This window comes from Actinomadura luzonensis, assembly GCF_022664455.2.
Classification (GTDB): Bacteria; Actinomycetota; Actinomycetes; order Streptosporangiales; family Streptosporangiaceae; genus Nonomuraea; species Nonomuraea luzonensis.
In genome coordinates this window covers 4,304,972-4,315,538 of the sequence record NZ_JAKRKC020000001.1, presented here as the reverse complement: position 1 = coordinate 4,315,538, position 10,567 = coordinate 4,304,972, and the positions used below count along the sequence as shown (strand labels likewise).

Here is a 10,567-nt window from a genome sequence, read left to right as displayed (position 1 = left end):
CACCACCCATGCGCACCGAGGACAAGCTCCGCGACTACCTCAGACGGGCCACCGTCGAGCTCGCCGAGACCCGGCAGCGGCTGGCGGACGAGGAGAGCCGCCGGCACGAGCCGGTGGCGATCGTCGGCATGGCGTGCCGGTTCCCGGGTGGCGTGCGCTCGCCGGAGGACCTGTGGGAGCTGGTCGCGGGCGGGGTGGACGCGATCGGCGAGTTCCCCGACGACCGCGGCTGGGACGTGGAGGGGCTGTACGACCCCGACCCCGAGGCGCTCGGCAAGTCCTCCACCCGGCACGGCGGCTTCCTGCCCGACGCGGCCGACTTCGACGCGGCGTTCTTCGGCATGAGCCCGCGCAGCGCCCTCGCCACCGACCCGCAGCACCGGCTGTTCCTGCAGACCTGCTGGGAGGCGCTGGAGCGGGCCGAGATCGAGCCCGGCGCGCTGCGCGGCACCCGCACCGGCGTCTACGCGGGCAACATGTACGACTACTACTCCACCCGGTTCCTCGCCGGCGCGCCCGAGTCGGTCGAGGGCACCCTGTTCACCTCCAGCGCGCCCAGCGTCGTGTCCGGCCGGGTCTCCTACACGCTCGGCCTGGAGGGGCCGTCGCTGACGGTGGACACGGCGTGCTCGTCCTCGCTGGTCGCGCTGCACCTGGCCGTGCAGGCGCTGCGGCGCGGCGAGTGCGCGCTCGCGCTGGCGGGCGGCGTGACGGTGATGTCGTCGCCGGTGCCGTTCGTGGAGTTCTCCCGGCAGCGCGCGCTCGCGCCCGACGGGCGGTGCAAGTCGTTCTCGGCGAGCGCCGACGGGGCCGCCTGGGCCGAGGGGGCGGGCGTGCTCGTCCTGGAGCGGCTGCCGGACGCCCTCCGCAACGGGCGGCGCGTGCTCGCCGTCGTCCGGGGCACGGCGGTCAATCAGGACGGCGCCAGCAACGGCATGACCGCCCCCAGCGGCCCCGCCCAGGAGCGGGTCATCCGGCAGGCGCTCGCCGACGCCCTGCTCGACACCCGCGACGTGGACGTGGTCGAGGCGCACGGCACCGGCACCACCCTCGGCGACCCCATCGAGGCCCAGGCCCTGCTCGCCACCTACGGCCGGATGCGCCCCGCCGACCGGCCCCTGTGGCTCGGCTCGGTCAAGTCGAACATCGGTCACACGCAGGCGGCGGCGGGGGTGGCGGGTGTGATCAAGATGGTGATGGCGTTGCGGCACGGGGTGTTGCCGCGGACGTTGCACGTCAGCGAGCCGACGCCGCATGTGGACTGGTCGGCGGGTGGGGTGCGGTTGCTGACGGAGCCGGTGCGGCTCGCGGGTGCGGCGCGGGCGGGGGTGTCGAGTTTCGGGGTGAGCGGCACGAACGCGCATGTGATCGTGGAGTCGGCGCCCGTGCAGGAGGTTTCGCGGGGTGAGCCGTTGGCGGGTGCGGGTGTGCTGGTGTGGGTGGTGTCGGCCAAGAGCGGGCAGGCGTTGCGCGCCCAGGCGGCCCGGCTCCGCGACTACGCGGCCGGCCTGGGGGAGGAGCACCTGGCGGCGGCCGGCCGCACGCTCGCCCGCCGGGCCCGTTTCCCGCACCGGGCCGTGGTGGTCGCCGCCGGCCGGGACGACCTGCTGGACGGGCTGGACGCGGTGGCCGGCGGCCGTCCGCACGCCTCGGTGGTCAGCGGGGTCGCGCCGGGGGCCGGTGGGGTGGTCCTGGTGTTCCCCGGCCAGGGCTCGCAGTGGACGGGCATGGCGACCGGCCTGCTGGATGCGTGCCCGGTGTTCCGGGCGGCGCTGGAGCGGTGTGACCGGGTGCTCGCCCCGTTGACGGGGTGGACGGCGAGTGCGGTGTTGCGGCAGGAGGCGGGCGCGCCGGAGCTGTCCGGGACCGCCGTGGTGCAGCCGGTGTTGTGGGCGGTGATGGTGTCGCTGGCCGAGGTGTGGGCGGCGGCCGGGGTGTCGCCGCAGCTCGTGGTGGGCCAGTCGCAGGGCGAGATCGCGGCGGCGTGTGTGGCGGGCGCGTTGTCGTTGCGGGACGCGGCCCGCGTGGTGGTGTTGCGCAGCCGCGCTCTGGAGCGGATGACCGGCACCGGCGCGATGGCGGCGCTCGATGTCCCGGCGTCGGTGGCGCGGGAGCTGATCGACGGTGAGCGGCTGTGGGTGGCGGTGGAGTCCAGCCCGGCCGGCTGCGTGGTCGCGGGTGACCCGGCGGCTCTGGAGGAGGTGACGGGGGCGCGGGTGCGGCGGATCGCGGTGGACTACGCCTCGCACACCCCGCACATGCGCGCGTTGGAGGCCGAGCTGAACCAGGCGCTGGCCGACGTCCGGCCCGGCCCGGCCACGGTGGCGTTCTGCTCCTCGGTGACCGGCGCCCTGCTGGAGGGGCCGGAGCTGACCGGCCGTTACTGGGTGGACAACCTGTGCCTGCCGGTGCGTTTCGACCCGGCGGTGCGGGCCGCCGCCGCCCAGGTGCGGCGGCCGGTGTTCGTCGAGGCCAGCCCGCACCCGGTGCTCGTCGGCGACGTCACCGCGATCTGCGAGGACGCCGGGGTGCAGGCGGGCGTCACCGGGTCGCTGCGGCGCGGCGAGGGCGGCCCCGCCCGCCTGCTCGCCTCCTTCGCCCAGGCGTGGGCCGAGGGCGCGCCGGTCGACTGGGCCACGGTGCTCGGCGACGGCCCCCGTCCCGAGCCGCAGCCCCCCACCTACGCCTTCCAGCGCAGCCGCTACTGGCTCGGTGACGGCCTCGCCGTCGGCCGCCCGGCCGGCGCCGGCGTCGAAGGCTCCCGCCACCCCCTCCTCGACACGGTGGTGTCCGCCGCCGACGGCTCCCACGTGCTGACCGGCCGGCTCGCCCGGTCCGGCGCGCCCTGGCTGGCCGACCACGCCGTGCGCGGCGGCGTCCTGCTGCCCGGCGCCGCCTTCGCCGACCTCGCGCTCGAAGCCGCCGCCCACGCCGGCTGCGACCGCCTCGACGAGCTGGTCATCGAGACCCCGCTGTACCTGTCCGGGCCGCTCGCCCTCCAGGTCACCGTGGGCCCGGCGGACGCCGGACGCCGCCAGGTCGCGATCTGGTCCCGCCCGCCCGGCGGCGACGCCTGGCAGCGGCACGCCAGCGGCGTCCTCGCCGAGGACCCCGCGCCCGCCGCGCCGTACGCGTGGGCCGCCGCCTGGCCGCCCCCCGGCGCGACCCCCGTGGACCTCGCCGACGGCTACGCCCGCCTGGCCGAGCGCGGCTACGAGTACGGCCCCGCCTTCCAGGGGCTGCGCGCCCTGTGGCGGTCGGGCGACGACCTGTACGCCGAGGTCGCCGCGCCGGAAGGGCTCGACGTGACCGGCTTCGGTGTGCACCCGGCGCTGCTCGACGCCGCCTTCCACCCCCTGGTGCTGGCCCGCGACGACGGCGAGCTGCGGCTGCCGTTCGCCTTCTCCGGCGTGCGGCTGCACACCGCCGAGGCAGGCGTCCTCCGCGTCCGGCTGTCCGGCGCGGACCAGGACGCCACCGTCGAGGCCGCCGACCCGGCCGGCGCGCCGGTGCTCGCGATCGAGGCCCTGCGCACCCGGGCCGCCGCCCCCGCTCCCGCCGCCGCGCCCGTCCCGTACGGGGTGGACTGGACCGAGGCCGCGCTCACCGCCGCCGGAGCCCCCGAGCCCGTCGTCGTCCCCTGCGTCAGCGACGACCCCGACCCGGCCGCCGCCGCCCGCGACCTGACCGCCCGCGTCCTCGACGCCGTCGCCGCCCACCCCGACGACGTGCCCGTCATGTTCGTCACCCGGCCCGGCGACCTGGCCGGCGCCGCCGTGCGCGGCCTGGTCGGCGCGGCGCAGGCCGAGCAGCCCGGCCGCTTCACGATCGTCGAGACCGACGACGCCGACGTCCCCTGGCGGGAGGTCGCCGCCGTCGGCGAGCCGCGCGTCCTGGTCCGCGACGGCGCCTTCCTGGTGCCCCGGCTGGCCGCCGCGACGCCCGCCGCCGCGGCCACCCCCGGCTGACGAGCGCCCCCGCGACCCCGCCGCAGCGGCCACCCCGGCCTGACGAGCGCCCCGCGACCGCCACCCCGGCCCGGCCGGGACGGTGCTCGTCACCGGCGGCACCGGCGGCCTCGGCGCGCTGGTCGCCGGGCACCTGGTGCGGCGGCACGGCGTCCGCGACCTCGTCCTGCTCTCGCGGCGCGGCCCTGACGCCCCCGGCGCGCCCGCCCTGACGGCCGAGCTGGAGGCCCTGGGCGCGCACGTCACCGTCCTGGCCTGCGACGTCGCCGACCGCGAGGCCCTGCGCGAGGTCCTGGACGCGACCCCCGGCCTCACCGGCGTCGTGCACACGGCCGGCGTCCTGGACGACGCCCTCGTCCAGGACCTCACCGCCACCCGCCTGGACACCGTCCTCGCCCCGAAGGCGGACGCGGCCTGGCACCTGCACGAGCTGACCCGCGACCGGCCGCTGTCCCTCTTCGTGCTGTTCTCGTCCCTGGCCGGGGTGCTGGGCAACGCCGGGCAGGGCAACTACGCCGCCGCGAACGCCTTCCTCGACGCCCTCGCCGAGCACCGCCACGACCTCGGCCTGCCCGCCGTCTCCATCGCCTGGGGCCTGTGGGACGCCGAGTCCGGCATGACCGGGGCCCTCGGCCACGCCGACCGGGCCAGGCTGGCCCGCGCCGGGATCGCCCCGCTCGACGTCCAGCAGGGCCTCGCCCTGTTCGACGCCGCCCTCACCGCGCCCGACCCGCTCGTCGTCGCCGCCCGCTGGAACACCTCGGGGCTGCGCGCCCGCGCCGCGAACGGCGACCTGCCGCACCTGCTCAAGGGCCTGGTCCGCGCCCCACGCCAGAGCGCCGCCACCGGGCCGCAGGCCGCCGCCCCGGCCGCCGGGCTCGTCGCGCGCCTGTCCGCCCTGCCGCGCGCCGAGGCGCTGCGCGTGCTCACCGAGACCGTGCAGGCTCACGTCGCGACCGTCCTCGCCCACGGCAGCGCCGACGGCGTCGACATCGACCGCCCCTTCAACGAGCTCGGCTTCGACTCCCTCACCGCCGTCGAGCTGCGCAACCGGCTCAACGCCGACACCGGGCTGCGGCTGCCCCCCACGCTCGTCTTCGACCACCCCACCGTCGCCGCGCTCGCCACGCACCTGATCGGCGCGCTCGCCCCGTCTGTGACCCCGTCGACCGCCCCCGAGTCCGCCCCCGAGGACACCCTCCGCGCCGCCCTCGACCGCCTCGACCAGGTGCTCGAACACGCCAACGGCGAGGCCGCCGCCATCCGGCAGCGCGTGGTGCCCCTCCTGCAGAACGCGCTCACCAGGCTCGGCTCCGTCCTCGCGACCGCCGGAGGCGTCATGGACAAGATCGACTCCGCGTCCGACGAGGAGATCTTCGCCCTCATCGACAACGACCTGTGACCCCTGCCCGCCGCCCCACCACAGCGCCCACGACCGCGACCGGAAAGGCTTCCCGATGGGGACCGAGGAAAAGCTCCGCTCCTACCTCAAGCGCGTGACCGTCGAACTGGCTCAGACCCGCCAGCGGCTCGCCGACGTGGAGGAACGCCGCCACGAGCCCGTCGCCGTCGTCGGCATCGCCTGCCGCTACCCCGGCGGCGAGTCGGTCGAGGGCTTCTGGGACCTGCTGCGGCGCGGCGGCAGCGCCGTACGCGAGGTGCCCGCCGCGCGCTGGGACATCGACGCCTACTACGACCCCCGGCCCGGCGTCCCCGGCGGCATGTACACCCGCTACGGCGCGTTCCTCGACGACGTCGCCGGCTGGGACGCCGCCTTCTTCGGCCTGTCGCCCCGCGAGGCGCTGCGCATGGACCCGCACCAGCGGCTCCTGCTGGAGCTCGCCTGGGAGGCCCTGGAGAACGCCGGCCTGTCGCCCACCCGGATGGCGGGCAGCCGCACCGGCGTGCTGGTCGGCTTCATGGACACCCTCCAGTACGGCCGCATCCAGCTCGAACGCCAGGGCGGCGAGGCCGCCTCCGACCCCTACCTCGGGCAGGGCTCCATCCCCAGCGTGGCGGCCGGCCGCATCGCCTACCAGCTCGACCTGGTCGGCCCCACCGTCACCGTGGACACCGCCTGCTCCTCGTCCCTGATCGCCGTCCACCTCGCCGTCGAGAGCCTGCGGCGCGGCGAGTGCGACCTCGCCCTCGCCGGCGGCGCGTCCCTCACCCTGCACCCCACCACCTTCCAGCAGGCCTGCGCCGGGCTCATGATGTGCGCCGACGGGCGGTGCAAGACCTTCGACGAGCAGGCCGACGGCTACGTCATGGGGGAGGGCGGCGGCCTGCTCGTGCTGGAGCCGCTGTCCAAGGCGCTCGCCAACGGCCGCCGCGTCCGCGCCGTGCTGCGCGGCTCCGCCGTCAACCAGGACGGCCGCAGCAACGGCCTCACCGCCCCCAGCAGGCGCGCCCAGGCCGACGTCATCACCCGCGCGCTCGCGGCGGCCCGCGTCTCGCCCGACGAGATCGGCTACGTCGAGGCGCACGGCTCCGGCACCCACCTCGGGGACGCGATCGAGCTGTCGGCCCTGCACGACGTCTTCGGGCGGCGCCCGGCCGGGCGGCCGCTGCGGGTGGGCGCGGTCAAGACCAACATCGGCCACACCCAGGCCGCCGCCGGGGTGGCCGGCGTCATCAAGACCATCCTCATGCTGGAGAACGGGCTCATCCCGCCCAGCCTCAACCTGTCCACCCCGGCCGCCGCCATCCCGGAGGACGGGACCGTCCTGCCCGTCACGGCGGCGGCGCCGCTGGGGGACGTGACGCTCGCCGGCGTCAGCTCCTTCGGCCTGTCCGGCACCAACGCGCACCTCGTCCTCCAGTCCGCCCCCGCCGCCCTCGCCGCCGCCGAGGCCGCGACCACCACCCGAAGCACCACCACCACGAGCACCGCCACGAGCACCACCGGTGCCGCCACCCCCGAGGGGCCGTACGTGCTGCCGGTGTCGGCGGCGGCTCCCGACGCGCTCCGCGAGCAGGCCGGACGCCTGGCCGGCTGGCTGACCGAGCACCCCGGCACCCCCCTCGCCGACCTCGCCCACACCCTCCAGACCGGCCGCGCCCAGCTCGACCACCGCCGCGCCCTCCTCTGCGCCGACCCCGGCGAGGCCGTCCGCCGGCTGCGCGCCCTCGCCGAGGACGGCGGCGGCCACCGCGTCAAGGGCGCCCCCCGCGTCGCCTTCCTCCTCCCCGGCGTCGGCGACCAGTACGCGGGCCTCGGCAGCGACCTGTACGCCCGCGAGCCCGTCTACGCCGAAGCCGTCGACCAGTGCGCCGACCTGGTACGCGCCCGCACCGGCGTCGACCTCCGCCGGCACTTCGCCGCCACCGCCGCCGCTCCCCACGGCGACCTCGCCGCCCTCCTGGGACGCGGCGACGCCCCGGCGGCCCCCGCCGACGACCCGCTCAGCCACGCCGCCGTGGCCCACCCCTTCCTCTTCGCCGCCGAGTACGCCCTGGCCCGCCTCCTCCGCCACTGGGGCCTCACCCCCGACCTGCTCATCGGCTACAGCCTCGGCGAGTACGTCGCCGCCTGCCTGGCCGGCGTCTTCAGCCTGGAGGACGCGCTGCACGTCGTCATCGAGCGCGCCCACCTCATCGCCGCCGTCCCCGCCGGCCGCATGGTCGCCGCGGCGGCCCCCGGCGACCGCGTCCGGGCCGCCCTCGCCGCGGCCGGCGTCGAGGTGGACGTCGCCGCGCTGAACGGTCCGGCCATGACCGTCCTGTCCGGCCTGCCCGCCGAGATCGAGGCCGCGACCGCGCTGCTGACGTCCGACGGCGTCGCCTGCCGTCCCCTGCGCTCCGCGCACGCCTTCCACTCGTCGCTGCTGCAGCCGGCCAGGGAGAAGCTGGTCGCGGTGCTGGAGACGGTCCGGCGCGACCCGCCGGCCGTCACGGTCGTCGCCAACCTCACCGGCCGGCCGCTCACCGCCGAGCAGGCCACCGGCACCTCGTACTGGGCCGACCAGCTCGTCAGCACGGTCCGCTTCGCCGACGGCGTCCGGCACTGCCTGGACCAGGACGTGACCGCCTTCGTCGAGCTGGGGCCGGGGCAGACCCTCGGCGGGCTGGTGCGGCAGAACCTGGCGGGCGGCGAGCCCGCCGCCGTGCTCGGGACGCTGCCGCCGTACTGGACGGCCGGGCCCGGGCCGCGCGACGCCCGCGCCGACGTGCTGGCCGCCTGCGCCGCGCTGTGGGAGCTGGGCGCCGGCGTCGCCTGGGAGCGCACCCGTCCGGCCGGGGGCCGCGTCCTGAGCCTCCCCACGTACCCGTTCCAGCGCACCCGCTTCTGGCCCGACCCCCTGCCCGCCGCCGCTGGGCGCTCCGCGAACGGTACGAGCACCCTCGAGCCGCCCGCCGCCGGGCCGAACACCCCCGACGTGAGCACCGCCGGGTCGGACGCCGCCGGACCGAACACCACCGGGTCGGACGCCGCCGGACCGAGCACCACCGGGGCGAACGCCACCGGGGGGACCGCCGCTGGACTGAGCGCCGCCGCTGAGATGAGCGCCGCCGGGATGGGCGGTGCAGGGCCGAGGGACGCCCAGGCCGCCGACTTCGCCTTCGTGCCGGTCTGGCGGCGTGACGCCGCGTGCCCCGCCGTGCTCCCCGCCGCCCTGACCCTGCCCGGCCCCCTGGTCGTCCTCGCCGACCCCGAGGGGATCGGGGCGGCGCTCGCCGACCTGGCCGCCGCCTCCGGCACCCCCGTCGTCGAGGTGGTCGCCGGGACGACGCCCGAGCCGCGCCGCGACGGCCGCCGGCTGACCGTCGACCCGGCCGTGCCCGCCCACTACGCGGAGGCGTTCGCCGGCCTCCCGCCCGGCCCGGTGCACGTCGTCCACCTGTGGAGCCTCGCCACCACCGCCGCGCTGCCCGGCGACGACGAGCTGCGGGAGGCCATCGGGCTCGGCTTCGACAGCCTCATGCTCGCCCTCCAGGCCCTCGGCGACCGTCCCGCCCGGCTGCTGACCGTGAGCCGGGGCGCGAGCGAGATCCTCGGCGGCGACGTCCCCGCCCCGCACCAGTCGCTGGCGCACGGCCTCGGCCGCGCCGCCCGCCACGAGTACGCCGCCCTCACCTGGAGCGGCGTCGACCTGGACGCCGAGACCGGCTGCGCCGCCACGTCCGCCGCCGCCCAGCTCGCCCTGGAGCTGACGACCCCGCCGCAGGAGGACGCCGCCACCCCCGAGGCCCCCGACCCGCTGACCGGCTGGCGCCGCGGCCGCCGCTGGGCCCGCACCTGGGCCGAGGCCGCCGTCCCGCCGCCCCCGGCCCCCGTCTGGCGGGCGGACGGCGCCTACCTCATCACCGGCGGCACCCGCGGCCTCGGCATGGCCCTCGCCAAGCACCTGGCCCGCGCCGGCGTCCGCCGCCTCGCCCTCCTCGCCCGCACCCCCATCACCCGCCCGACCGCCCCGGCCGACCGCACGCCGGCCGCCATTCCGGCCGCCGTCGCGGAGGCCGCCCCGCCCGCTGCCCCGCCCGCCATCCCGCCCGCCATCCCGCCCGCCATCCCGCCCGCCGTCGCGGAGGCCCCCGCGGGCGAGGGCCTGACGTCCGCCGCGCGGACCCTGCGTGACGTGGCCGAGCTGGAGGCGGCCGGGGTCGAGGTGCTGCTGCTCGCCGCCGACACCGGCGTCCCCGGCGAGTTGCGCGCGGCCCTGCGCCGTGCCCGCGAGCACTTCGGCGCACTCACCGGCGTCATCCACGCCGCCGGCCTCCCCGCCGGCGGGATGCTGCGCCGCCGCACCCCGGCGGAGGCCCGCCGCGTCCTCGCGCCGAAGGTGCTCGCCATGGGCCCCCTCGCCGAGCTGACCGGCCCCGCGACCCCGCCCGGCGAGCGTCCCGAGCTGCTGGTGCTCTACTCCTCGGCCGTCACCGCGTACGGCGGCGTCGGCGAGGCCGACTACTGCGCCGCCAACACCCTCCTCGACGCCTACGGCCAGGCCCTGGCCGCCGCCGCCCCCGCCACCCGGGTCGTGTCCGTCGCCTGGGGGCCCTGGCAGCACGACGTGTGGCAGTCCGAAGGGCTGAAGGCGACCGGCGGCGGCCTGGCCGGGAAGGTCGCGGACTACCGCGCCCGCCACGGCTTCCCCGACGACGCCGGCTGCGCCCTGCTGGACCGCCTCGCCGCCGCCGGGCACGGCAGCGTCCTGGCCGTCCGGCAGCCGCTGCGCGACGTCCTGCGCGCCTGGTCGGCCATGCTCGACCTGGACGACCTCGTCGGCGCGGCCACCGTCGTCCCGCAGGGGCAGCGCTTCCCCCGCCCGCAGCTCCGCACCGACTACGCCGCCCCCCGCACCGAGCCCGAGACCGAGATCGCCGAGCTGTGGGGCGCCTACCTCGGCATCGACCGGGTCGGAGTGCACGACCCGTTCTTCGACCTCGGCGGCAACTCCCTGCTCGGCATGGCCATGGTCCTCGCCCTGGAGAAGGAGCTCGGCCGGCCGGTGCCGCCGGCGCTGCTGTTCGAGCACCCCACCGTCGCCGAGTTCGCGGCGGCCCTGCACGGCGGCGCGGACCAGGAGGAGACGCTCACCACCAGTTCGGCACGGGGGCAGCGGCGGCGCCGGGCCCGTTCCAGCAACCGCAAATGAGGC

The 10,567-nt window shown here is 77.7% G+C and carries 3 protein-coding genes; all 3 read left to right on the top strand.

The features are described 5' to 3' along the window. The first annotated feature begins 8 nt into the window (after positions 1-8). Positions 9-3,968: a type I polyketide synthase gene (locus MF672_RS20790; RefSeq protein WP_247815345.1), complete on the top strand. Its 3,960-nt coding sequence runs from the start codon at positions 9-11 to the stop codon at positions 3,966-3,968. A gap of 82 nt (positions 3,969-4,050) precedes the next feature. After that, positions 4,051-5,370 carry a type I polyketide synthase gene (locus tag MF672_RS20785; protein ID WP_247815344.1) on the top strand — a complete coding sequence of 440 codons (1,320 nt, stop codon included), beginning with the start codon at positions 4,051-4,053 and terminating at the stop codon, positions 5,368-5,370. A 55-nt stretch (positions 5,371-5,425) separates the two neighbouring features. Continuing rightward, on the top strand, positions 5,426-10,564 hold the full coding sequence (locus tag MF672_RS20780) for a type I polyketide synthase (RefSeq protein ID WP_247815343.1): 5,139 nt from the start codon (positions 5,426-5,428) through the stop codon (positions 10,562-10,564). The last annotated feature ends 3 nt before the right edge of the window (positions 10,565-10,567 follow it).